The sequence below is a fragment of the Kluyvera sichuanensis genome, assembly GCF_040930405.1.
Lineage (GTDB): Bacteria > Pseudomonadota > Gammaproteobacteria > Enterobacterales > Enterobacteriaceae > Kluyvera > Kluyvera sichuanensis.
Map to the genome: position 1 here is coordinate 23,521 of NZ_CP162272.1, position 24,758 is coordinate 48,278.

Here is a 24,758-nt window from a genome sequence, read left to right on the forward strand (position 1 = left end):
ATGAAAAATTTACTTCGAAACGTTTTTTTCATCGCCGGGCTTAGCATCGTCACCACGCTGGCCAGTGCCAGCGAACACACGACGTCGGCTCAGGATCGTGACTGGATGAAGGAGCAGCAGAGCGCGCTGCAGGAATTTAAGGACGGGCTGAGGGGCATCGATACGCATCAGTTTATCCCCCCGGCGCAGCAGGATTTGATAGCCAGGCTGACCGCCGGGATCAACGCAAAACAGGACGCGGGAGAGAATGAGCGCAATTTTCCTGCCGTCTATTTTGTGAGCCTGGGCATACCTGAGGAAGGGTTGCTGCAGATGCTAGGGGATGCCGCCCGGATGAATATCCCCGCCACGATCCGGGGTTGGCTGAACAATGATTTGCGTGCGACGGCAACACGTATGTTTGAGTTGTCGAAAAAGCAGAAAGATATCGGCGTACAAATCGACCCGACCTTATTTGCACAATACGGTATCACGTCTGTTCCGGCGCTGGTGATCACCTGTCCTGGGCATTTCGATGTGATCCGGGGAAGTCTGCCAATAAGCGCGATGCTGCAGAAGGTGGCGGAGCAGGGGGAATGCGCAGCAACAGCCCGCCAGTTGATGGAGGCCAGTAAATGAAGAGACACATTATTACCGGTGTTATTCCACTTCTCTTTGCCGCCATGATGGTGGCCCTTCTTCCGGGTACCGGTGCGGCCGATGATGCTTACAATGCCGGGGCCAGTTTCGGGAAAGGCCAGGCTGGCCAGGGCACGGGAAATCTCAGCAGTCCGGGGTCAGTCAGTGGCGCTATTCCGGGTTACACCGCGAACCCGCCGCAGAGTGATTACTACGGCGGTGTGAAGGGGGGCGACGGTGGGCTGGCCGATAAAGGGCTTTCTGAGATGCAGGGCAATAATGCGGCGCAGTCAATTATTAGTTCCGGCAGCACCAATCCTCCTCCTGTGATAGATCCGAATGCGCCTTTTATTACCATTGGTAAAGACGCAGAAAGTAATGCGGATGGCGTGATGGCGGGAACGGGCCAGCAGTGCACAGAGGCCACGGTCTCCAAATCAGTCTTTGAGAATTTCCAGTGCAGCGCGAATGTCGCCGTACAGAAAACGTGCACCCGTGATACTAAAATGGAGGGGCATTATGAAGACCAGGCGTCAACTTCAGTTGTGTGGATTAACTCAAATACGATGCATGTCACCAAGATTAATCCCAATACGCTGGAATTTAGTTGGCCGCTGACGGCGGGGGCAACGATGTTGTCCGGGATCATGACCCTCTCGGGATCGAGGCTATCCATAATACCCGCTAGTTCAACATTTACGATGTATGGCGTATCAACATGGTTGGGGATTGATAAAAATCAGACTTTTTCACTCAATGTCGCCCAACAGGTGGTTCCAGCAGACGGCCGCATACGAGCTCGAATTACGCACTCTTATCCCACCACTATTGATGGTCTGGCTTCAGGTGTTAACCAGGATCTATGGGGCGGTAATGATAACCTGCTCAAATTCACGCCAACCATCACCATTGTGACAACAAAAAAAGTCTGGGTACCGTCGACATCCACACCATCGGTCTGCCCTGAAAGCCCAGGGGGTAAGCTGACCAGCTCAGTGTGTACGATCCCTGGTGGTGACCGTCAGGTGACGGTTGATGGGGTTACGCAGACCGTGCACAGCGATTGCTGGCAGTATACCGATACCTATCTGGTCAGTGAAAACACGGCCGGTACCTGCGCCAGCCTGATTGATGATGCTGCCTGCACGAAGTCCGCCGAAACGTGTGCTGAATATGTCGACGGTGAGTGTTCGCATAAAGATTATACCTACCAGTGCCAGAAGGTGTATTCCTCCTCGGGCCTGGTGTGTGGCGGAGACTATATCTGTAAGTCTGGTGACTGCGACGGTACGAACGGGGCCGGGGACAGTGGTTTTGATGAGGCGGTGGCTAAACTGGCCGGGCTGGCCTCGGCGGGGCAGGATGTGGCCAATAGCCAGAACGAGCTGAATGTAAAAGCTTTCACTGGTGAAGCTAAAAGCTGCCGGAAAGCGTTTGCCGGCTTCGCGAACTGCTGCAAGGACAGTGGCTGGGGACAGGATGTAGGTCTCGCGAGTTGCGATAGCGATGAAAAAGCGCTGGGAAAAGCGAAAGCCAAAAAAATCACCGTCGGGGTAGGCGACCGTTGTGACCATAAAGTACTCGGTGTGTGTGTCCAGAAAAGCCAGGTTTACTGCGTATTTCAGGGCAAACTGGCGCGCATCATTCAGGAGCAGGGCCGTCGCGACCAGCTGGGGGTGGGCTTCGGCAGCGGTGAAAACCCGGATTGCCGGGGTATCACGGTAGATGAACTGCAGCGCATTGATTTTGACCGCGTTAATTTCTCCGATTTCTACGAAGATTTAATGAACAGCGTGAAGATCCCTGATACCGACACGATGGTTAAGCAGGTGAAGGACCGGATTGCCGCTCAGGTCCAGCAACAGCAAAGCAGCGGGGGGAAATAATGCGATACCTTATAGCGACGTTGTTCCTGGTGCTGTGTTCGTCCTCCTTCGCGGAAGAGATTGTGACGCCAGCCAGCCCCTTCACGGGCTGGAACTGGTACAACGAACCGAAGAAAAAACCCAGACCGCCAAAGCCGGAACGCCAGCAGGAAACACCGGCACCGGCGGTACCGGATATCAGCCAGATGTCTGCCGTTGAGCAGGCGAAGCTGCTGCGGGGCTATACGATGGAGGCGCTCAACCGCGCCATTCTGTACCCCACGGCAGAGAACACCGCCACTTACCTGCGCTGGCAGAAGTTCTGGACAGACCGGGGTTCGATGTTCAGTCAGTCGTTTGCTGCGGCACAACTGCAGCATCCTGATCTCGATTACAACCTTGAGTATCCGCATTACAACAGCATGGCGCCGTATGTTCAGACCCGCGATCAGCAACAGCGTCAGTCCGCTATCACCGGTCTGGCTCAGGAGTACGGGCTGTTCTATTTCTACCGGGGATCGGACCCGATTGATGTGCAGATGGCGGGCGTGGTGGCTGACTTTGCCCGACTGAATCACCTCTCTCTTATTCCGGTCACGATAGATGGCCAGATCGCACCATCAGTACCGGAGAGTCGTCAGGATACCGGACAAACCAAAGCGATGGGCGTCGCCGCGTTTCCCGCACTGTTCCTGGTGTCTCCGAAATCCAGAGACTACCGCGCGCTGGCCTATGGCTTTATGACGCAGGACGATCTGGCGAAACGCTTCCTCAATGTGGCTACTGGTTTCAAGCCTAACTTTTAAGGAATAACCCATGAATGTTCTACAGACGGTGGCGCATAAGGCGCTGCTCGGTTGGCTATTGCTCTCTGCAGGTGCTTACGCCAGCGTCAGTGTTCGGGACCAGATTGCAGCACTTGAGGCGGACAAGGCGGACAAGGTGGCCACGGTGGCTGGAGAGAGTAAACCTGCGTCCCCGGTGACCCGGCAGGCCGATAAAATGCAACTGCCGGATGGGCGCATTGCTGACATGAGCCACTACGCTGTAGTGCTGTTTATGCAGGCACACTGTCAGTACAGCGCGAAGTTTGACCCACAGATTAAGGCATGGGCCGACCAGCACGGGATAAAAGTCTGGGCCTACTCGCTCGATGGTGGGGGCGACCCTTCGTTTCCTGTCCCGTTAATCCCACGTAAATCAGACCCGAACTCAGCCATTCCCATCGCGGATGAAATCATGACGTTCTTTGGTAATGGCCTGCCGATTGCGACCCCGACGGCTTTTGTGGTGAACGTGAATACGCTGAAAGCCTATCCACTGACGCAGGGCGTGATGGAAATACCGGCGCTTGAAGGGCGCTACGCCAGCCTTGTCCTGGCGGATATGGACCAGGTTGACCCTGGCCTCCTTCCGCCGCTTCCTGCCAGTACGCAGGTCACTCCTCAGTAATACAACCGGACTACAAAATGACTACAAACAAGTATGCATTATCGCGTTCCGAATACGGCTGGCTAATGCTGAGTGTCGGCTTTCTGGTATCAGGTTTAATCTACGGTCTTATCTCTCTTCAGCTACAGAGTAATATTCGCCATCCTGATGCTGTGTATGGCGTTCTGGTGGCCCCGATCCTCTTTTTACTTTCCCTGTCTCTGGGGTTCGCTCTCAGCACTGCGGGACACTATCTGGTCCGTGTCAGTCGACCGAAGAGTACTCAGGAGGGTTCATGGCCAGTGTATTGAAAGTCATCACGGGTACTGCTCTGGCGATGATGCTGGGGCTTGCCAGTGCGCCAGGCCGGGCTGATGTTAACAGCGACCTTAACGGCTTCTTCGGTAGCCTCGGCTACAGCGGTAACGTCACCCAGGCTCAGGCATGGCAGGGTCAGGCGGCGGGCTACTTTACAGGGGGATCTGTTTACCTGCGAAACCCGGTCAAAAACGTGCAGCTTATTTCTATGCAGGTTCCCTCACTGAATGCAGGTTGCGGGGGTATCGATGCGTATCTGGGCGCGTTCTCGATGATTAGCGGCGAGGAAATTCAGCGCTTTGTTAAGCAAATCATGAGCAATGCGGCAGGTTATGCATTCGACCTTGCGTTGCAGACGATGGTACCGGAACTGAAGCAGGCAAAAGATTTTCTGCAAAAGCTGGCCAGTGATGTCAACTCCGCCAACATGAGTTCATGCCAGGCCGCTCAGGGGATTATTGGGGGGCTCTGGCCCGTGACGCAGGTTTCGCAGCAGAAGATTTGCCAGGACATCGCCGGTGAATCCAACTTGTTCTCAGACTGGGCGTCATCGCGGCAGGGATGCACGGTCGGCGGGCAGAATAACAGCGTGACGGACCGGGCAAACGATAAGCAGAAGGATCAGGTTCTGAAGAACAAAAACCTTATCTGGGATGCGTTGAGCCGGAACGGTCTGTTTAACGGGAATCGCCAGCTGAAGGAACTGGTGATGAGTACGGTCGGTTCCATCATTTTCAACAAGGACGGCAACGTAACCATTCTGACCCCTCTGGTCGATAATCGCGATCTGGTGAAGGTGTTGATGCGTGGCGGGAGCGCAAAAGTCTATGGCTGCGATGAAGAAAGCGTATGCCTGGGCCCGGTGGTTACTGATGTGAACATTTCAGAGGGTAACGCACTTGTCACGCTGGTGAAAAACCTGATGTTGTCGATGCAGAACAAATTAACCGATGACACCGCGCTGACCGACCAGGAAAAAGGCTTCGTGAATACGACCTCGGTACCGGTGCTGAAATACCTGACCAATGCCCAGAGTATGGGGATGAGCAGCACTTACCTGATTCAGGTTGCTGACTTTATCGCCCAGGATTTGATGATCCAGTACCTGCAGGAGCTGGTGAAACAGGCCAGTCTATCCCTTGCCGGGAAAAACTTCCCACAGGAAGCCGCCGACCAGCTTCGGGACAACGTTATGCACGCGCAGGGGTTGCTGGCTGACATGAAGTTACAGTCGGCAGCCGACCAGAATGCGTTAGACGGTATTGACCGGAATATGCAGTACCTGCAGCAACAGGTCAGCACCATCATTTCAGGCTCGTACCAGAGCAACTACCACTGGGGAGATCACTGATGCTTGAGGTTTATACTATTTACGGTGGTGATATGTGGCGACAGGCGTTTAACGCAGTCGTCACCATATTGGGTACCAGTACATGGAGCACTCTTCTCCGTATCGCGGGGATTTTTTCGGTACTCGGCGTGCTCTATACGTTCATCAAGTCCAGGAACCCGATGGCGTTTGTCCAGTGGATAGCCATATTCATGGTGATCACCTCGATACTGCTGGTCCCTAAACGAAGCGTGCAGATTATCGATATTACCGACAGGGCGGCGGTGTATGCGGTCGATAACGTTCCTGTCGGGCTGGCGGCCATCGCCAGTCTGACGACCTCAATCGGTTTTAATCTCGCCTCCGTGTACGACTATGTGATGGCCAGGCCGGACTCGATAACGTATACGAAAAGTGGCATGTTGTTTGGCTCCCAGATAGTGGCGGAAACCAGCGATTTCCGGACCCAGAATCCGGAACTGTCACAGATGTTGCCGGATTACGTTGAAAACTGCGTCATTGGCGACATTCTTCTTAACCATAAGTACACCGTTAACGAACTGCTGAACGCCACGGACCCTCTCGTTCTCATCACGAGTAACCCAAGCCCGCTCCGGGGGATTTATAAAACGACGGGCGGGGTTCGACAATTTGTGACGTGTCAGCAGGCGGCGACAGATATCAAAACGCTGGCCAATCTGGATTCGCAGCCCGGAAGTGCAACCGCTACCTGGCTGGCGTCGAAGATTTTTGGCAACCGCTTTAATGCGACGACGCTACTGGCAAACGCGATGGGTGAGAGCTATGGCTATTTTTATGCCGGTGGTCTGAGTGCATCGCAGATTATGAAGAACAACATCACGAATGCCGCAATCCGGCAGGGTGTGAAAGGTTTTGCTGCGCGCTCCTCCGATACCGCGAACCTGGTGAATCTGGCCTCGGAAAGTGCATCGACCAAACAGCGCCTGGCGTGGGCGGCCGGCAACACGTTAGCGACCCGGATGCTTCCGTTTGCTCAGTCTTTGCTGATGCTCATTCTGGTGTGCCTGTTCCCTCTGGTCATTGCACTGGCGGCGAGTAACCACAGCCTTTTTGGTCTGAATACGCTCAAGCTGTATATCTGCGGATTTTTGTACTTCCAGATGTGGCCGATAATGTTTGCGATCCTGAATTTTGCCGCGACGTTCTGGCTGCAGACGAAGACCGGGGGAACGGCCCTGGTATTGGCCAACAGCGATCAGGTTGCGCTGCAGCATTCGGATGTGGCCAACCTGGCCGGGTACCTGTCGTTGTCGATACCGGTGCTTTCTTTTTATCTGACCAAAGGGGCGGCAGCTATTGGTTCTCAGGTTGCAGGGAGTGTCCTCAGCTCAATGGCATTTGGCTCAGCCGGTGTAGCCGGCACGGCGGCGGATGGCAACTGGTCGTTCAACAACATGTCGATGGATAACGTCTCGCAAAATAAATTCGATACCAACCTGATGCAGCGCCAGGGGCAGCAAACATGGCAGGCGGATAACGGTTCGACGCAGACGATGACGGCCGGTGGCCAGACGGTTATCGACGGTTCCGGTGCGATGTCTAACCTGCCTGTCAATATGAAGCTCAGCCAGCTGGCGAGTAGCGGGTTCCAGGAGTCGGCTCGACAGTCTCAGGTGCAGGCGCAGACTGCTCTGGATGGGTATAACCACAGTGTCAGCAGCGGATTTAATCAGCTTGTTCAGCTTTCTCACCAGACCGGCAGCAGTGACAGCCTGATGAGTGGGAGTGAAAATAGCCAGGCAACGAATGCAACGAAAGGCGCGAGCATGATGATGTCGGCAGCCGAAAGCTACGGTAAAGCTAATAATATCTCTACCCAAGAAGCGTACAACAAACTGATGGATATAAGTAACCAGGGCAGCATGTCGGCAGGGGTAAAAACAACTCTAGGCGGCGGGCTTAATTTTGGCGTGGCGAAATTTGGAGTTGAGGGCCAGGCTGGGGCAGATCTCCGGCATTCCACTGGGAGTTCTCGTGGGGTTCAGGAAAGTCATGGTAGTGGAACAGATTACCGACATGATAATAACAGCCAGGCTGTTAACGATTTCCGACAGGGAATGGATATGGTAAGCAGCAGTCGTATTAGTGATGGAGCTAATCATACTGACAATGCTGCAACAAGTAATGTGCAGCAATTTGCAGCTACCCTCAGCGAAGCAAAAAGCCAATATCACCAATATACGACAAGTTCTACGCAGAGCAGTGAGTACAGCAGAATGGCCACTCTGGCACAAAATCAGAGTGCGAGCCTTGATACAAATTACACCCAAGAATTTGTTAACTGGGCAGCGAACAAATACGGTGATAAGGCTCAGGATATGCTTACCAGTGCACCTTCTGCGCGTGCGGCTGCTGTTGAATTTGTTGATGAAAGGCTTAAGCCAGAAATTATGGGGGATTACAAGCAAGGTCGTACTGACCTTCAAAGTGGAAACTCTCACAATACATTTAGCTCGGGTAAAGCAGAGAATGAATCTTCTCCGCCATATAATGGCTATTCCAACAGTTCGCCGGTTTCCTATTCAGGAAATGGCACAAAGGGAGTAGGTGGTGGTGTTCATGGGGAGGTTGTGGTTGGTAACGGCCATGATATTAAGTCTAATGGTTCTAAGAATGGTCAGGATATGAAAAATGACTTTGAACGAAATCAAGAAACTCTTCTGCAAAATAATGAAGGAGGATTTGGTGCTAATAATGACATCACAAAACGTGTAGCAGAACAAAGATCTAATAATGAGCGCAATATCAACAATTCTGCTGGGGAAATCTCTAAAAAATCATCTACTGTTCAAGCATCCAGTGATATGATGAAAGATGAGAATGGAGGAGCGAGAGGTCGTTTCGCTGTAGGCCATACGGAAGCGTTGATTGATCAACAAACGCCCCTGATTGACCGCGAAAATGAACGGCAACTTCAGATACAACTTGAAAAACTGAGGAAGAAACACGGTTAACAGAGGCAAATCATGAAAATCAATGCACCTCGGATAGCATACATCTCATTGATATCGGTATATCTACTTGCACCATTGATACACGATGTAATTCCTGGTTATCCAGATCTCAAAACTAATGATTGGGTTGCCCTCCTCGGCATTTACGCTTTGGGGTGTATTGCTGCGTTGCCTATGCTATTTCAGTTTATAAAGAGTGGTGATCGCAAAACCAAACACGTAAAATTCTTCTATTTCAGGTGGGCTTTTTGTTTGTTAATCCAGATTACGAGTATTATTTCATTCTGGAATAATAGCTTGGCTCTTTATGTATCCTTGCCTTTAGTTATTTTGCTTTCAGCGTTTATTATGTCGTTCCATAAAGCTGTAAAATTAGCTAACGCGAGAGTGTATAGAGACGATGAATCAGGGTCATTGTATTTTGTTGGGCCTGATTTTACCCGTAAGTTGTCGAAGGATGAATCTGCAGCATTCAGAAATAAGGTGTTGGATGTAGATATTCCATTGTTTTCTCTTGGAGTATCAGGTCTTACTCATGAGTTCGGTTCACCAGTTGAAGATATGATCATTAACCCATCGTCTGGTTTGCCAATGGTTAATGGCTTTGGTGGCGTAGATGTAGGCGGAAACACTTGGGGGAATGATAACCTTCATTCTGGATTTTCTGTAAACCCAACATCCGGTCTTCCAATGGATGGAATTAATACAGGCATCGATATGGATGGAAATAGTTGGGGGACAACATCTAGTGGGTTTTCTGGAATGAATAGCCCATTTGATTCTGACCGCGGTTATTAAAAAAGAAGGAGGGTTTTCCTCCTTCTTTTTCTGCTTTATTAATTACCTGAACACATTCTCATCATAATTCGATAATCACAGGTCGGGTAATAAAATATATTATCCGGTTTAGTGTTTTCGCACATCTAGGATATATTAAATGAATATGAAAAGCACTTTAATTGCAGGTTTAGTATCTTCTGTTTTTATTCTTTCAGGATGTGGAGCAATGTCTACAGCCGTTAAAAAACGGAATCTCGATGTCAAAACGCAGATGAGTCAGACCATCTGGTTAGAACCTTCTTCTGAGAAAACGGTATATCTGCAGATCCGCAACACCTCAGATAAAGATATGTCAGGGCTTCAGAGCCAGATTACGAACGAGCTGGCGGCAAAAGGTTATCGCGTTTCCAGTTCCCCCGATACGGCGTATTACTGGATTCAGGCGAATGTCCTGAAAGCTGACAAAATGGACCTGCGCGAATCACAGAGCTTCCTCGGAAGCGGCTATGAAGGCGGGGTAACGGGAGCCGCGCTGGGGGCTGGCATCACCGCCTACAACTCCGGCTCTGCTGGCGCCACGCTCGGTGTCGGGCTCGCCTCTGGTCTGCTGGGTATGGCTGCAGATGCAATGGTCGAAGACGTCAACTACACGATGGTGACCGATCTGCAGATTTCAGAGCGCAGCAAAGCCGCTGTGACCACCGATAATGTGGCAGCGCTCAAACAGGGAACCTCTGGCGTGAAGCTGCAAACCAGCACCGAGCAGGGTAACCGCGCAAAATATCAGACCCGCGTGGTGTCTAATGCCAACAAGGTGAACCTCAAGTTTGAAGAGGCAAAACCGGTTCTGGAAGCTCAGCTGGCGAAATCCATCGCCGGCATCATGTAATACCCGGCGGCTGTGGCGCCCGTCACAGCCGTTCTCCCCGACGCACTGATTTCTCACCGGGCCTGTTCCAGGCTGGGTGCATCAGTGCTGTCTGTCATCTGAGAAGCCCCTTTCCTGATTGCGTCAGTCCGCCTGTTCAGTCCTGCAGGCGTCACCACTGCGTGAATGCGCACCAGAAAGGGAAAACCGGCCACGCCGTTAAACTCCTGTCGGGAATAGATATGAAAGAAGAACACGTCACGACCCAGCGCGAAATCGAAGAGGCGACACTTATCATCAAAAATGCAATAAAAAGCCAGGTTGGTAGCGGGTATATTCACTCGCGTGATGACATTATCCGCCTGCTTCTCGATTCCCGCTTTGACATTGTCGATGTCACCGACGAAAGCATTTCCATTTGTGCATCTGACGCCCCTGAATTGATTGCCGTCCTGAAAGGCTGGCTATTCTCCAGCCGCTTCCGGTTAAGCCGGTCTGCCTATTTCTCCCCGATTGACGTACAGCCCTCCGAAACGGGCAAAACAAAGACGGGGGACGTCCTGTGAACATCAGTCTTGTATTGTTTATCGTAGTGGCACTGTTGCTGATAATGTTGCTTTTCCGCGTTCTGGTACCGAAGCGGCCTCAGACGGCACTTATCCGGACGTTAACGGAGGCCGGGGTCAGGCCGGGAGAAACTGAACAACTGATGGCCAGCGGTGTGTTCTGGGAGCGGCAGACCCAGCTCATGACCGACCGGGAAGTGAACTTTATGCAGGGGTTGTTCCGGGCGGTGGACATGCAGCGATGGTATCTCTGCCCGCAGGTCAGGGTGGCGGATATCGTCCGGATAACCCCTCGCATCAGCAACCGGAGCCGGACGTGGTGGAAGCTATTTCATTTGGTGGCCAAATGGCATTGCGATGTGGTGATAGTGGATATCCGGACGTTTCAGATTGTGGCTGCGGTTGAGCTGGATGATGCGTCCCATCTGAAAAAGAGTCGCCGCCGGCGCGATATTTTGCTGGACGAGGTGATGCGTCAGGCAGGCATACCGCTGATACGCAGCCGTGACAGCCGGGAACTGCAGAAGATGATACAGGCCTTTCTGGCTGAATATGATGGCGGGAAAGTGGCGTGAGAGGCTGCCAGCAGGCAGCGTATGAACTGACTCTGCTGGAATGAACCGGCGGCTCTCCTTTCCCTGAGCCCGGATTACCCCCCCCTTCTTTACCCTTTCTTCCCTGATTATGCCCATCACCGCACCGGTGATGCGATAAACGCTGGACAACATCTATGAGCTTTGCAGGAAAATACCTTACCCAGGGCGGTCAGATGACCGCCTATCGCTGGCGCATGTTTCTGCAGGTGAACAACTGGATCGGTTACTGGATATTCCTGTTGTTCCTCGCGATGGGCGCCGCCATTTTTTATCTCTCGATGCCCGCCGAAACGATGGATAACGGCACCTGGTACTGGCTGGCACGGCTGAATGAAAGTTTCACTGTGCTGATGTCCCCAGGAAAAGGCCGCGTCTACGACATTCATTACTTTTACGCGCCGGCAAATACCACGTTAATTCTGAAAATGACCCTGCCGCAGATTCTGGCCGATCCTTACATGCAGGTTATGGGTGAGCGATTTGTGGCTGGCGCACAGCGCGCAGCAATCATTAGCGGCAGTATCAGCCTGGTGATTTTTCTGGCCATCACCTGGTTTGTGACCCGTGTCGGGCGTAAGGAGAGTGAAGACGAATACATCTCGGGCATGACGCTGACCGATAAACCGGCAGAGGTGAATCGGCTGCTTAAGCGCAATGACGAGCTGTCCGATCTCCGCGTAGGTGACCTGCATATGGTCAGGATGGCTGAGGTACTGAATTTTCTGATGCACGGTACCATCGGCGTGGGTAAATCAACGCTCATCCGCTGGCTTCTGGACCATATCCGCAAACGCGGCGACCGGGCGATTATCTACGATTCGGGCTGTACCTTCACGGAAACGCATTACAAACCAGACACCGATTTCATCCTCAATGCCCATGATGCACGTTGCGCCAACTGGCATATGTGGGGTGAGTGTGTTGATGCGGTCGACTACGACAACCTGGCCGCCAGTCTTATCCCGGTCGAAGGGGAGTCCGACCCGTTCTGGGTGTCCAGCTCGCGCACCATCTTTGCCGACCTCGCCATACGCATGTCGGTCGACCCCGATCGCAGCATCGAGAAGTTTCTCAAAACCCTGCTGTCACTCAGCATGAAAAGCCTGCGTGGCTATCTGGCCAACACCCCATCCGCGAACCTGGTGGAGGAGAAAATTGAGAAAACGGCCATCTCTATTCGCTCGGTGGTGACGAACTACGCCAAAGCGCTGCGCTACCTGCAGGGGCTGGATGACGGCAGCAAGCCACCCTTCACTATCCGTGAATGGATGACGCAGGAGCGTTATGACAACAGCTGGCTGTTCATCTCGACCCAGGCCCGTCACCGCAAGAGCGTCAGGCCGCTGATTTCACTCTGGGTGTCACTGGCCACGCTGATGTTGCAGAGCATGGGGGAAAACAGCGACCGGCGCGTCTGGTTCATTATCGATGAAGCGACGAGCCTGCAGCGTATCCCGGAGCTGGCCGAAACGCTGGCGGAAGCGCGTAAGTTCGGTGGTTGTTTTGTGCTGGGGATGCAGAACATGGCGCAGCTGGTGCACATCTACGGTCGTGAACTGGCCAAAAGCATCTTTGACCTGATGAATACCCGTATGTATGGCCGTTCTCCGAGTGCAGAGATGGCCAAAGTGGTGGAGGAAGAGCTGGGCAATCAGCGTAAACGGAAAATCCGCGAGCAGAACAGCTATGGCCTTGACCAGGTGCGTGACGGGGTATCACTCGGCAAAGACGAGGTGAATGACCCGATCGTGGATTACGAACAGATTATGCGGCTGCCCAATCTCAGTTTCTATGTCCGTCTGCCAGGGGAATACCCGGTTGTCCGCCTGAAACTGAGATACCGCAAGCAAGCCAAACTTCATCCGGGGATCATCGAGCGTAATATCCGCGATGCGCTCAGCCCGGAGCTGGAAAAGGTTATTCAGGAGAACGAGCGTGCGGCGTCTATTGCCGGCCTGACCTTCCCAACCGGGGAAGAAATTCTGGAGGGAAACCCGGTACCACAGGCACCAGAGCCGGTTCCTTTCTCCCGTCCGGCGAAGCAACAGCCGGCAGTGGCACCTGAGCGGCCCCCGGTAACCAGGGCATCACCGCAGGAGACCCCACCGCCAGCACCGCCAGCACCGATAACCCCCCCTGAATCCCCCGCCAGAACCCCGACCCCGACAAACCGTAAACCGCCTTCTGCCGGGGAGTCGAATGTTGTCGAGCTGCAGCGTACCGCTGCGCCGCGCCCATCAGCACCGGAGGCCGTACCGGTGGCCCCGGCCGGGGGCGCGCTCGCGCTCCTGAACCGCCGGAAGCAGCAATCTGCCAGTGCGTCGCCGGAAGAGGACGGCAGTGGTGAGGGCGAAACGATGGATCTCGATATGAAGGTGACGACGTGGGAGGACGGTGAATGGCTGCTGACAACGGCTGGCGCACCTGAACATCGGGACGATGAGATGCAGGGCAATGACAGCCACCGGGCCACCCGGCATATGGCTCGGGAGGAAGAAAACATCCTCCACCATCGCCATCCGGACGATCCCGGATATCACGACTATGACTTTGACCACTATGACGGAGAGCCTGAACGATGATGTCCGTTGCCCCTGTAGCTTCAGCCGGCGATGCCGCCGGCTATTACATGAGTTCTGATAACTATTACTTCCTCGGAAACCTGCAAAGCCTCTGGATAGGCGAAGGGGCCAAAGCCCTGGGGCTGGAAGGCGCTGTCCGGGGGGATAACCTGACCGCCGTGCTGCACGGCTTTCTGGATAATGGTGAGCGTCTGGGACGCGAGATTGACGGTAACCACGTTCACCGGGCCGGGCATGACCTGACGTTTTCGGCTCCGAAAAGTGTTTCAGTGCTGGCGTTGATTGGCAATGACAAAGGCATGCTGGAGGCGCATAACCAGGCGGTTGAGATCGCCGCCGGCTATGTAGAGAAACTCATCTCCGCACGGGATACCCGTGACGGCATCACCTCGATTGTGCCGACCGGAAAGATGGTGGCCGCCGCGTTCACCCACGATACCTCCCGTAACCTTGATCCGCAGCTGCATACTCACCTGATTGTGGCCAACATGACCGAGTCCGACGGCAAGTGGAAAGCGCTGGCCACTGACTATATTCACAACGCCGGCTTCATCGAAACCGTGATGAAAATGCAGGTCACGCTGGGGAAAATTTACCGTAACGCGCTGCGGGAACGGGTTGAAGCGCTCGGCCATGAGATTGAAGAAGTGGGCCCACACGGAATGTGGGAAATTAAGGGCGTACCGGAAGAGGTCAGAGAGGAGTTTTCCTCCCGTGGGAAAGAAATCGAGGGCGCGGTCGGGGCCGAGGCCACGCTGCGTAGCCGTGATGTGGCGGCTAAAGATACCCGGCAGGCGAAGGTTGACCCGTCGCGCCTGCGTCTGATGGAACGCTGGAACCAGCAGATGCGTGATAAAGGCTTCGATCTGCACGATTACATGCGGACGGCCGCAGAGCGGGCGGTCCCGCCGGGCATGGAGAGAGAGCAACCTGGCCAGCACGACCGTGCGGAAATCAGCAACGCCGTGATGATGGCGGTATCGCATCTGAGTGACAGCAAAACCCGTTTTACCTGGGGTGAGTTATTGCTGGCCACAACGGAGTTCAGCGACCGACTGCCTGATGCCGGCGAGCTTAAAGCCAGCATCAATACGGCATTGAAAGAAGGGATCATCATTCCGCTTGATAGTGAAAAAGGCGTGTTCACCTCGCGTATCCACCTGCTCGACGAACTCTCTATTCAGGCGCTCAGCAAAGAGCATCTCCAGTCCGGGCGGGTGGTGAGTTTCGAGCGAACGGCTCCGCCCGCGCCGGACACGCTCAGAAATATCGAAACGGATGCGCTGGTACTGATTAATGCACCTTCAGGCGTTGCCGGTATCAGAGATCTGACCCGGACACTGGCGGAGTCCGGCACGGCCCGTGGACGTGATGTCCGGGTGCTGGCCAGTTCGGCAGAGCGCGCGGCCTCGCTCGCAAAAGCCGAAGAACTGAAAGACAAACTGATCGGGCGACCGCAGCTCCTCAGCGGGGAATTTTCCCTGAAGCCGCAAAGCACGCTGATTGTGGAAGGGGCTGAACGTCTGGGGCTGAAGGAAACCCTGGTACTGCTGGGCGAAGCACGGGAGAAGAATGCACAGCTCATTTTCCTCGACAGCGCCGGTCGTCAGGCCAATGGGAACGCGATGTCGGTACTCGAGTCCGCCGGTGTCAGCCGGACCCGTTACAACATGCAGGTCACCGGGCTGGAAACGACGGTGCAGAGCATCGCGGACAAGCGTGACCGCTACGATGCCCTGGCGACCCGTTACGCTGAACTCAGCGGGGGAGCGGATGCCGTGACTGCTGTGGTGATTGGGCAGCGCGAGCAAAAACATCTGACCAGTCTGATCCGTGATGCCTTACAGAATGCCGGTCAGCTTGAGCGTGACAGTGTCACTGTCGAGACGCGTACCCCGGTCTGGCTCGACAGCAAAACCCGTAAAATGACGGGGTCGTACAGGCCAGGCCAGGTGCTGGAAGACCGCAGCGATGCCAGAGAAACGCGTCACTTCGTGATTGACCGGGTCCATGAAGTGACGCGTGTCTTATCCCTGATTGACCAGGACGGGGTGCTGGTACGTCAGAAGCTGAGTGATATCACGCCCGACTGGCGTCTCTTCAACCGCGAAGACATTAACGTGGCGACCGGGGAAAAACTGGTTGCCGTGGCGGCCAGTAAGTCTGCCGGCGTTAAAGCGAAGGACCGCCTGACGGTATCGGCGGTTTCAGCAACCAGTCTGACGGTGGAGCACAAAGGCAAGGCGGTCGAACTGCGAACAGACCAGCCGTTTTATTTCACACACGGTTATGTGGCGGCACCGGGCGGACGTGACAATGACAGCGGCATCGTGCTGGCGGCGCTGAACGCCAGGGATATCACGGCCCAGACCATGAACTCACTGGCGCAGTCGGGAGACCGGGCCGAGGTCTTTACCGCAGAAACCACGGAGAGAGCGGAAGCCCGTCTGCAGCGGATGCAGAGTAACACCTCGCCAGTGCAGCTGGTCCGCCGGCTCAGCGGGCGTGAGGACATGACTGAGGCGGTGTCCACATTGCAGGATGGGGTGAAATCGGGGGCGGCGCTGGCGTTAGCGCGTGCCATTGGCGATCAGCGGGAAGTGAGCTTCAGCGAACTGAAGCTGACGGCCGCCGCCGGCGAGTACCACAATAATGTGCTCGATATCCAGGATGAAATCAGCAAGGAAATTAAAGCCGGGGGCTTGCTGGCGGTCAATGTGAACGGCGAAACACGCCTCGTTGCCCGTGAAACCTGGGAGATGGAAAAGGCCATCATCAGGACGATTGATGAGGGGAAAAACACGCAGCCGGCGCTGATATCGCAGGTGGATGAATCCCTGCTGAATGGCCTGACCGATGGCCAGAAAACGGCTACCCGGATGGTGCTGGGCACCACCGACCAGTTTATCGGGGTGCAGGGTTACGCCGGCGTGGGGAAAACGACCCAGGTGAAAGCGGTTAAGGCCGCGCTTGAGACCTTACCCCAGGGGGCGCGCGTCGAGCTGCAGGGGCTGGCCCCGACTCACCAGGCGGTGAAAGAGATGTCAGACGTCGGGCTCGTTTCCCAGACGATTAAATCATTCATTGTCGAGCATGATCAGCGTGTCGCGGCCGGTGATAAACCGGACTATCAGGGGAGAATGTTTCTTATCGATGAGTCCTCGATGAGCGGCAACCAGGACACGGCCGCGCTCTATCAGGCGATCCAGAATGGTGGCGGTCGGGCCGTGATCATGGGGGATAAAGACCAGTTTGAAGCGGTCGATTCCGGTGCGCCGTTCAGACTGGTTCAGGAGCGTAGCCCGCTGGATGTGGTGATCATGAAGGAGATTGTGCGCCAGAAAGAGCTGCAGCTGAAAAATGCGGTTCACGACATCATTGATAACCGCGTGGACGCGGCGATCAGCCGGATTTCAGCGGTCAGCCCTGACAAGGTAGCCCGTGAAGCCGGCGCGGCATCGCCGGGCAGTTCCGTTCAGGAGACGGACACGCCGGTAGACGATATTGCGGCCGACTGGCTGGGGAGAACCCCCGAGGTCAGGGCACGAACGCTGATCATTACACAGCTGAACAGCGACCGTCAGGCGGTGAATCAGGCTATCCGGCAAGGACTCGCGGAACGGGGAGAGCTGGGCGACCGCGCGGTGACCGTACCCATTCTGGAGAACATCAGGCATACCCGCCATGAGTTTAATAAAACGAAATCCTGGGAAACCGGGATGGTGGTTAAGCGGGGCGACAACTACCAGGACGTGGTCGGTGTCGACCGGAACGGCGACCTCATTTCGGTGAGAAATGAAGAGGGCAAGCTGGCCTTGTTGTCCCCGAAAGAACTCATTACCGGTGATGTGCAGTTGTTCCGCCGGCGGGAAATTACCGTTCGCGGTGGGGATGTCCTGCGCTTTACGGCCACCGCGCGCGACCTGGGGCAGGCGGGGAATGAAAAATTCACGGTCAGTGAGGTGAGGGAGAACGGCGAGCTGGTCATGCAGGGCGAACACGGACGTAAGGTTATCCAGCCCGCAGCGGTGCGTGCCGAACAGCATATTGACTATGGCTGGGCGGTGACAGGGTACGGCGCACAGGGGACCAGCCGTGATTACGTGATTTCCCTCGAGGGAACGGAAGAAGGCCGTCGCGGCCTGGCCACACTCCGGGCTTTCTACATCACGGCATCCCGTGCAAAAGAACATGTGCAGATTTACTCGGATGGTGTCCGTAAGTGGCTGGATGCCGTGAAAACGCCGGATAAGGAGCTTAAAACGGCACATGATGCGCTGAAGCCGGAAACGCAACGGCAGCAGGCGAAAGCTATCTGGGCAATGGGGCAACCAGCAGGGAAAACCGCCATCGGACGGACCTGGTTCCGGCACCAGAATCTGCCGGCGGATGCGCTGAACATCAAAGTGATCCCGGCGACCCGGCGACACCCGGAGCCGGCAATCGCGATTCGTCTGTTTGACCAGAACGGAAAGAATGCGGGCCTGGCACTGGTGTCGCTGGTTGCCTCGGAGGCAGGGCGACTGACCCAGGGGGAGACGCGGATGGTGGCGACCGATGGTGTGCAGGCGGGAATACTGCAGCAAAGCCGCAGCGGTGAAACCCGCGTGGCCGCCTCTTTTGATGATGCGCTGGCCACCGCGAGAAAACACCCACGGGATGGGGTGGTGTGGCAAACCGGTGATGTGCCGCCGTCAGAATCTTTGCTCAGGCTGACCCGTGGTGCTGTTGTGCCAGACGAAAGCCTCGTGGTGGCCAGTGTTATCCAGGCACAAAACGAGAGTGCGGAGCTGCAGGCGCTGGTAAGCCAGGTCAAACCGGATAAACCAGACATGGCGAAGCCTGAGGTGGTTATTCCTGAATCTGCCCTGCGTCTGCCGGAAGAACACCTGCCTGTGCTGACTGAGCCCGATAAAGAGCCGGTGGTGGACAGTATCGGGCCGGACGTACTGCGAAGGGCTGAGGAGGCGACCACGGGCAATGTGGATGATGCGCGGGCCGCCAGAAAAGCGGGTATGGACCTCGATAACCAGGTGGTACCGGAAACGGGGCAGACGGGCGACCGTCAGCTGGCCACGCGGGTGGCTGGTGAGATGGCAGAGCAGGCGGCCGCTGAGAAAGCCCGGATGATGCCGGAAAGAGAACAGGGGCGTATGCCCGAGCATGACGAACATGGCCACGGCCAGACCCGTCATATCCAGAAAGAACGATAAGAGCAGGAGCTATGATGAAACACAACGTATTACTGGCAACAATAGTTACAACATACATGTGTTTTTTAAACACAGCAACGGCGGCCACGCCGCCGGTTTTCACCCCGGAGCAGGAGGCCCGTATCGGCCAGATAGCGACAGATTATCTGGTTGCCCATCCGGAAGTACTGGTTACGGTTTCGCAGAAGCTGCAGGCGCAACAACGTGAACGGCAACAACAGGTGTTTGCCCTGAACGTGATGAACCACCTGCAGGAGATTGTAGCCGACCCGGATACGCCAGTGGTCGGCCCGGCCAGTGCCAGCGTGGCCGTCATAGAATTCTTTGATTATCAGTGCGTGCACTGCAGTCACCTTGCCCCCACGCTGGAAAAGGTCATGAGCGAACGCGCTGGAGCAAAGTTCCTGTTCAAAGAGTGGCCTATTTTTGGTGAGCGCTGGCCCGCGTCAGAACAGGCTGCAGAGCGTGGACTGGCTATCTGGAAAGCGGCGGGGGCAGACGCCTACCTGAAATACCACAACGGCATTTTCCACACGGGCCATGCTGAAGGCGCGCTGTCGTCCGGGGATATCGAAAACGCCACGATAGCCGCCCGGATGCCCTCCTCGTGGAAACCTGAAGTGATGTCGGCCGCGCTGGCGCGCAACGATGACCTGGCCCAGGCGATTGGGCTGACCGGTACTCCCGGTCTGATAGTCATGCCACTGAAAAATCCGTCACTCTCCACGATTAGCGTTTTTCCGGGCACTGTGAGTGCCGGGCAGCTGCTGGCCGCGATAGATAAAGCAGGCTATTAACGTCACTGACGCCGGCGCCATGCGCCGTTGTCCAACCCTGGTGGCGAGGAAAGGCAGGTTTTCCCCGCCGCCAGGGTTCTGGTAAGCAACCCGTGAGCCATGACCTGAAGCCTTTCCCGCCAGAGGGCGCTTCAGGGACAGACTTTCCCCGTCCTTTCGCAGATCGATTTCACAGTTATGTCGATCCTCCGGAAAAAATCAGATCAAACCGCAGATTTCTGCACCGCCGCTGCTGGAATTCAGAGATACAACACGATAAACTCCGATTCCAGTGTGTCGCCTTGTGGTGGGGCTTTACACTGATTAAATTACGCTTTTTTCATGAAGAGAGTGGCCATGAACGCTGGCAATGCCGGTAACGCCTTGTGGTGAGGTGATATGGTCACCGTTGATGAAAAAAGTACGGCTGCCATCAGTAAATGCGGACTGGTGGGAGAAGGATAATGGAATGGACGAATCCTGAAATCGTCCGGGAGCGGGGTGAGCCTGAACGGGTTGCCCTGAACGCAAAAACCCCCCGGTATCTGTCATCAACTTGGCGGGAGATCGTCAGATACCGAGGGGTCCAAAAGCAGGCGCTGTGCCTGTGAAGGATTATAACGCATGCAATTCAGAAAACAACATCCGGCCACCACAAGTTCGGGCCGGATGAATAAAACGACCACCCACTCACGTCAATGCTATGTTGTGAACCCGATGCCGGCATTCTGTCGCCCGGAGCACCATAAACATACGCTACCTGCGTTTAACCGTCGCCTGCTGGGGATGCTCGGAAAACGGGATATCTCCCGCTGGGAAGGTTTTTACTTTTACGACGCCTTTCACCATAAAACACACCAGCCTCTCGATCGTAAGCGCCATTTCAACCGGCATCGTGCGCGGGCAATGAACGCGCTGGTCCAGGCAATGGTGTATCACCTCAATATTGTCAGCGGTACCGTCCCTGTCAGCTTTACCACGCTGGCTCGTGAAGCCGGACTGGCCACACACTCGGCAGCCGGCAATGAGTCCATCACACGAGCCACACGCGCCGCGCAGGATCTGGCCGCGTTTGGTCTCATTTCCTATAAGCTGTTGTGGGATAAGGTGACCCGCCAGTTTTTCCCTGCCGATATCGAAGTCACCGATCGCTTCTTTGATATGGCCGGCTCGACGGCGGAAGCCTGGCAGCACGCCCGCAATCAGCAGCTCGCCTGGATAAACCAGGGACTGGTGAAGAAGGGGGAAAAACCCCTCACGCTCAGCGAAGCGCGCCGCCGGCAGAAAGAAAAGCTGATTGAAGTGGCCTGGCAGAAGCGTAAGAACGACCGTCATATCCGCCAGCAGCAGAAGATGGCCACGCTGATAGCCCGCCATGATGAGCCGGATTTACGGCACCAGGTTTCCTGCCAGATCCAGCTTGAGATGAGCCAGGGGCAACATCAGGGGCTCTCCCTGACCGAGTTCCGCCATCTGGTCAATAAGCGTATCGCCTGGATTAACGCCGTCGCCCGCCCCAGAGAATGACCCTCCCTTGTAAACTATCCGCTTAACGGCGGAGGCTTCTGCACGTCCGTCCCGCCTCGCTGTACAAATTTCCCGCGACTGACTCACCGCATTCACCTCGCTGCGCGTCTGGCCACGAGGCTGGCTCGTGTTATCAACATTTAAATGCAAGTGGTTTTCATTTTTCTATGCAATCAGAAGGCTGAATGCATGGTGACCTTATCTTTACTTCTCTACAGAAAAAAAGAACTTAAGCGCTATCGCTCTGTGGATGACTTCGCTTGCAGTGGCCACGGCCACGCCGCTCAGAAATGAAGTGCCTCCCGTCTTAACGACGGGCGCTGACGCGCGCAAATCAGCAGCACCGGCGCAGCCACCACCAGAACGACCCCGCCCCGGCCCGAAGGGCCGGAACTGCGCCGTTTTTGATGATGGATGTTGTAACTAGCATTGAGCCACATGTCTTTAGTCGCTGGAGTATCGAGGAACACGCTCGTAAGCGCCCCTGTGGGCCGCTAACGCGGAGATACGCCCCGGCGGCGGCAAAGCCTTGCCGTGACCACTCCGACCGCGCCATAAAGGCTCTGTGTCGCGAATAGCCCGTATGGCTAATCAGGATGGGGGGGTGAACTGTCGTTCTCACCGTCATCAGGTCATTTAAATGCAGCGCCAGGCTCACCCCGGAGCCGGAAAAGAAAAACCCCGCGCAATACTGCGCGGTCGTATCGCTGCGCTCCCATGCGCGTAGCGCATCAAACAGTTGGCGGCGGCATCGCACGTATTAAAAGGTCGCAGTGAGCACGCCAAATAGCAGTAAATGGCCAAAATAAGATACGTAAAAGAAGTTGCGTGGCATGAACCGTTTGTCGTTTTTGAGCGAGACTTTCTGTGCAACTGAGATTGTGGCCAGAGGTAAGATCACCGTAGGCAATACGGCGTAGAGCAGAGTATTTGCCGGCTGTGTTCCGATGTGAGCAACACCGTTCAGAGTCAGCAGCGCAGCGGATATCAACGTCTCTGGAATGATATTCTTCTCGTTGAAAACTGGTGACAACCAAATTGCCAGTGAAAGGGCCAGTACCAGTCCCTGAAGGCCGTAACTGGCTGGCGCCAGCAATGGCAGACTTGCCAGAATAAGAAGGCCGCAACGGAGAAGTCCTTTTTTTCCATGTAAGTGCATCCACGCCAGCAGCTGCGTGCCGACCGCAAAAACGAACAGAATATTGGCCGCATACCACGGGTCGTGTTTGTTGAACGCCAGATAAAAAATGGGTTGGGTGATTATTGCCCACTTCCATAGACGTTTCGCGCGCAGCGGGAGTTTCTCGGGCGTTCTCTGTATGTTTATGGCCCATACCAGGCAGAACAGTGGAAAGGCCATCCGGCCGATCGCATACATCTCGGGGCGAGCTGGCGACAGGAATAGCGTGTTGAAGTGATCGAGCAGCATCGCCAGAAACGCAACAAGCTTTATCGTATCGAGTGACCGAGGACTCAACTGTAGGATATTTAAACGAAACGTCCGGCGCTGTATTGCGGATAGATCGCTCATTACTGTTCCCCTTTGGACTCCGACTAAGAATCAAGGGTTAGAATGGATGAACTCCAACCCTAGAATGCAAATAGCCTAACTTTAATTCAATATTAAGGGGCGGATGCCGATAACACTTTAGACAGTTTTATATCTGAGGTAGTTATGTCGTTGAAAAAGTCGTCCCTTGCCATTCTGCTCGCTTTGCTGTTTTTCTTTGTTGCCAGTGCCGCAACCAATGTCTGGCTGGCCATTAAAAGCAATGATTCACTGGATAACGTGAATAAAGAGATCCAGGTGGTGTTATCCATTATCGATCCCATTAACCACAGCCGTACCCTGCGCGTGCGGGTCATGGAGTACATGAAGCAGGCGGAGAGCGGAGATACCGCCGGTCTTGCGGAGAAGCTGGACTCGGTAAAGCTGGCGCTGACCAAGGCCGATGGCGCGTTTGCCGCCTTTAATGCCGCGCCGCGTCTGGCGGATGAAGCTCCGTTAGTGAAAAATTACGACGACGCCTGGCTTGCCTACCGTAATCAGGGACTGGCACCGCTGATTGATGCGGCCTCGGCGCATGACGCGGCAAAATTTGATGCCCTGATCCCGCAGATCTCCCGTCTCGACCGCCAGTACGAAATCGTCCTCGACCAGGTGCTCTCCGTGCACCAGAAATACGCGAAACAGCTGAATGACGATGCGCGATCCCACTTTGCCTCTGGCTTAGCCATTATTGCCGCCTTTGCTGCGCTGTTTGTGGTGGTGATTATCGGCGTGAGCGTACTGATGAAGCGGTTTGTCTTTGCCCCGATTAACCTGGCGCGGGCGCACTGCAGCCAGATCGCTGCCGGTCAGCTGACGGAAGCGGTGCCGCAAAAAGCGGGCTCGAACAACGAAATCGATCTGCTGATGGGCTCGATGGAGCAGATGCGTCTGGCCCTGCTGGAGACTATCTCTCAGGTGCGTGAAGCCTGCCGTACCGTCAATTACGCTTCGCAGGAAATTGCCTCCGGCAACATCGATCTGGCCTCGCGTACCGAGCAGCAGGCGTCAGCCCTGACGGAAACCGCCGCCAGCATGGAGCAGCTGAGCGCTACCGTCGCCAATAATACCGACAATGTGTATCAGGCCGGGAAGCTGGTGCAGGATGCGGTGAATAACGCCCGCACGGGGGAGGCCGTGACCCGCGAGGTGATCGAGACCATGAACACCATCGCCGCTAACTCCCAGCGTATCGAAGATATTACCAGCGTGATTAACAGCATCGCCTTCCAGACCAATATTCTGGCGTTGAACGCCGCGGTTGAAGCCGCCCGCGCCGGCACCCAGGGACGGGGATTTGCGGTGGTGGCAACGGAAGTCCGTACCCTGGCGCAGAAGAGCGCCGTGGCGGCGAAGGATATCGAAAACCTGATCGCCCAGTCGGTCTCCAGCGTGAAAAACGGTTCTCAGCTGGTGAATCGCTCGGGGGAGGTGATCCATGCCATTATCAATTCGGTCAATAAGGTGAACGCGCTGATGGAGCAGATCTCGGTGGCGTCGGAAGAGCAGAGCCGTGGCATCGGCCAGGTCGGCCAGGCGGTAACCGAGATGGACGGCGTCACCCAGCAAAACGCCGCCCTGGTGCAGGAGTCCGCGGCCGCGGCCGCCTCGCTGGAAGAGCAGGCGAAACACCTGACCCAGAGCATCGCCAGCTTCAGACTGCCGGAACCGGCATAATTCCTCCCTGTAGCCCTTAATGCCCGGCGGCGCTGCGCTTGCACGGGCCTACGTTTCTGTAGGCCG

At 55.2% G+C, this 24,758-nt stretch carries 16 protein-coding genes; 15 read left to right on the forward strand and 1 reads right to left on the reverse strand.

Annotated features, from left to right (window positions below):
- The 14 genes from trbC (at position 1) to repA (ending at position 21,466) form a co-directional block, all read left to right on the forward strand.
- Positions 1 to 618 (forward strand): type-F conjugative transfer system pilin assembly protein TrbC, encoded by a 618-nt coding sequence (gene trbC, locus AB2B48_RS24345; RefSeq protein WP_368302035.1) that lies wholly within the window; start codon positions 1 to 3, stop codon positions 616 to 618.
- Positions 615 to 2,504, forward strand: a complete 1,890-nt coding sequence (gene traN, locus AB2B48_RS24350) for a type-F conjugative transfer system mating-pair stabilization protein TraN (RefSeq protein WP_368302036.1) — start codon at positions 615 to 617, stop codon at positions 2,502 to 2,504. The genes trbC and traN overlap by 4 nt, the downstream gene beginning before the upstream one ends.
- Positions 2,504 to 3,289 (forward strand): type-F conjugative transfer system pilin assembly protein TraF, encoded by a 786-nt coding sequence (traF, locus tag AB2B48_RS24355; protein WP_368302037.1) that lies wholly within the window; start codon positions 2,504 to 2,506, stop codon positions 3,287 to 3,289. The genes traN and traF (AB2B48_RS24355) overlap by 1 nt, the downstream gene beginning before the upstream one ends.
- Positions 3,290 to 3,299: 10 nt before the next feature.
- Positions 3,300 to 3,935, forward strand: coding sequence for a conjugal transfer protein TraF (traF, locus tag AB2B48_RS24360; RefSeq protein WP_368302038.1), 636 nt, complete (start codon positions 3,300 to 3,302; stop codon positions 3,933 to 3,935).
- Positions 3,936 to 4,209: 274 nt separating this feature from the next.
- Entirely contained in the window at positions 4,210 to 5,583 is a 1,374-nt protein-coding gene (traH, locus tag AB2B48_RS24365; protein WP_368302039.1) for a conjugal transfer pilus assembly protein TraH, read from the forward strand.
- The gene (traG, locus tag AB2B48_RS24370; RefSeq protein ID WP_368302040.1) at positions 5,583 to 8,558 is read left to right on the forward strand and encodes a conjugal transfer mating-pair stabilization protein TraG; all 2,976 of its coding nucleotides are present in this window, start codon (positions 5,583 to 5,585) and stop codon (positions 8,556 to 8,558) included. Before traH ends, traG begins: the two co-directional genes overlap by 1 nt.
- 12 nt (positions 8,559 to 8,570) lie before the next feature.
- Positions 8,571 to 9,356: a hypothetical protein gene (locus tag AB2B48_RS24375; protein ID WP_368302041.1), complete on the forward strand. Its 786-nt coding sequence runs from the start codon at positions 8,571 to 8,573 to the stop codon at positions 9,354 to 9,356.
- A 139-nt stretch (positions 9,357 to 9,495) separates the two neighbouring features.
- Complete coding sequence (gene traT, locus AB2B48_RS24380) at positions 9,496 to 10,227, forward strand: conjugal transfer complement resistance protein TraT (protein ID WP_368302042.1); 732 nt, start codon at positions 9,496 to 9,498, stop codon at positions 10,225 to 10,227.
- Between the two features lie 221 nt (positions 10,228 to 10,448).
- Positions 10,449 to 10,772 carry a hypothetical protein gene (locus AB2B48_RS24385; protein ID WP_159126104.1) on the forward strand — a complete coding sequence of 108 codons (324 nt, stop codon included), beginning with the start codon at positions 10,449 to 10,451 and terminating at the stop codon, positions 10,770 to 10,772.
- 2 nt (positions 10,773 to 10,774) lie between these two features.
- Positions 10,775 to 11,347, forward strand: a complete 573-nt coding sequence (locus AB2B48_RS24390; RefSeq protein WP_159126130.1) for a DUF2726 domain-containing protein — start codon at positions 10,775 to 10,777, stop codon at positions 11,345 to 11,347.
- 155 nt (positions 11,348 to 11,502) lie between these two features.
- Positions 11,503 to 13,950 carry a type IV conjugative transfer system coupling protein TraD gene (gene traD / locus AB2B48_RS24395; RefSeq protein ID WP_368302043.1) on the forward strand — a complete coding sequence of 816 codons (2,448 nt, stop codon included), beginning with the start codon at positions 11,503 to 11,505 and terminating at the stop codon, positions 13,948 to 13,950.
- Positions 13,947 to 19,163 carry a conjugative transfer relaxase/helicase TraI gene (gene traI, locus AB2B48_RS24400; RefSeq protein WP_368302044.1) on the forward strand — a complete coding sequence of 1,739 codons (5,217 nt, stop codon included), beginning with the start codon at positions 13,947 to 13,949 and terminating at the stop codon, positions 19,161 to 19,163. The genes traD and traI overlap by 4 nt, the downstream gene beginning before the upstream one ends.
- 56 nt (positions 19,164 to 19,219) lie before the next feature.
- Positions 19,220 to 19,960, forward strand: a complete 741-nt coding sequence (locus AB2B48_RS24405) for a thioredoxin domain-containing protein (protein ID WP_333909465.1) — start codon at positions 19,220 to 19,222, stop codon at positions 19,958 to 19,960.
- 603 nt (positions 19,961 to 20,563) lie between these two features.
- Entirely contained in the window at positions 20,564 to 21,466 is a 903-nt protein-coding gene (gene repA, locus AB2B48_RS24410; RefSeq protein WP_368302045.1) for a plasmid replication initiator RepA, read from the forward strand.
- A gap of 760 nt (positions 21,467 to 22,226) precedes the next feature.
- Here the strand turns inward: repA and AB2B48_RS24415 are convergent.
- Entirely contained in the window at positions 22,227 to 22,997 is a 771-nt protein-coding gene (locus tag AB2B48_RS24415) for a TraX family protein (RefSeq protein ID WP_220438719.1), read from the reverse strand.
- A gap of 144 nt (positions 22,998 to 23,141) precedes the next feature.
- Between AB2B48_RS24415 and AB2B48_RS24420 the strand changes: the two genes are divergently transcribed.
- Positions 23,142 to 24,692, forward strand: a complete 1,551-nt coding sequence (locus tag AB2B48_RS24420; protein ID WP_220438721.1) for a methyl-accepting chemotaxis protein — start codon at positions 23,142 to 23,144, stop codon at positions 24,690 to 24,692.
- The last annotated feature ends 66 nt before the right edge of the window (positions 24,693 to 24,758 follow it).

Coding starts and splice junctions, on each gene's coding strand:
- trbC (WP_368302035.1), top strand. CDS start 1: ATGAAAAATTTACTTCGAAACGTTTTTTTCATCGCCGGGCTTAGCATC.
- traN (WP_368302036.1), top strand. CDS start 615: ATGAAGAGACACATTATTACCGGTGTTATTCCACTTCTCTTTGCCGCC.
- traF (WP_368302037.1), top strand. CDS start 2,504: ATGCGATACCTTATAGCGACGTTGTTCCTGGTGCTGTGTTCGTCCTCC.
- traF (WP_368302038.1), top strand. CDS start 3,300: ATGAATGTTCTACAGACGGTGGCGCATAAGGCGCTGCTCGGTTGGCTA.
- traH (WP_368302039.1), top strand. CDS start 4,210: ATGGCCAGTGTATTGAAAGTCATCACGGGTACTGCTCTGGCGATGATG.
- traG (WP_368302040.1), top strand. CDS start 5,583: ATGCTTGAGGTTTATACTATTTACGGTGGTGATATGTGGCGACAGGCG.
- AB2B48_RS24375 (WP_368302041.1), top strand. CDS start 8,571: ATGAAAATCAATGCACCTCGGATAGCATACATCTCATTGATATCGGTA.
- traT (WP_368302042.1), top strand. CDS start 9,496: ATGAATATGAAAAGCACTTTAATTGCAGGTTTAGTATCTTCTGTTTTT.
- AB2B48_RS24385 (WP_159126104.1), top strand. CDS start 10,449: ATGAAAGAAGAACACGTCACGACCCAGCGCGAAATCGAAGAGGCGACA.
- traD (WP_368302043.1), top strand. CDS start 11,503: ATGAGCTTTGCAGGAAAATACCTTACCCAGGGCGGTCAGATGACCGCC.
- traI (WP_368302044.1), top strand. CDS start 13,947: ATGATGTCCGTTGCCCCTGTAGCTTCAGCCGGCGATGCCGCCGGCTAT.
- AB2B48_RS24405 (WP_333909465.1), top strand. CDS start 19,220: ATGTGTTTTTTAAACACAGCAACGGCGGCCACGCCGCCGGTTTTCACC.
- repA (WP_368302045.1), top strand. CDS start 20,564: ATGCAATTCAGAAAACAACATCCGGCCACCACAAGTTCGGGCCGGATG.
- AB2B48_RS24415 (WP_220438719.1), bottom strand. CDS start 22,997: ATGAGCGATCTATCCGCAATACAGCGCCGGACGTTTCGTTTAAATATC.
- AB2B48_RS24420 (WP_220438721.1), top strand. CDS start 23,142: ATGTCGTTGAAAAAGTCGTCCCTTGCCATTCTGCTCGCTTTGCTGTTT.